This window comes from Bradyrhizobium sp. Ken01 (assembly GCF_055807355.1).
Genome location: NZ_JBVVPC010000224.1, coordinates 1 through 265, shown reverse-complemented (window position 1 = coordinate 265; position 265 = coordinate 1). Strand labels below are relative to the sequence as shown.

Here is a 265-nt window from a genome sequence, read left to right as displayed (position 1 = left end):
GGCCCGGCAGGCGACAATCTCGCATACGGCTTCGCTTGCTGGTTCCGACGCTGCATCCGGTGCGTTCCTGAAACGGCTCGGAATCGCCCGGGTCGATTCCCTTCCCACTTTCATTGAGACGCTAAAACTGTTGCATGTCACCGGACCATTGCCGGGATATCGACTATCGTCGATGAGTTACTCCGGGGGCGAAGCTTCAATAATCGCCGACACCGCGGAAGGTCGCGTCGTGCGCTTCCCTGGCCTCACTGAGGAACACCGCGCA

The 265-nt window shown here is 60.0% G+C and carries 1 pseudogene; it reads left to right on the top strand.

Features of this window, described 5'->3' with window-relative positions:
• A pseudogene (locus AC0L3S_RS39425) lies at window positions 1-265 on the top strand (acetate--CoA ligase family protein); the annotation flags it as partial.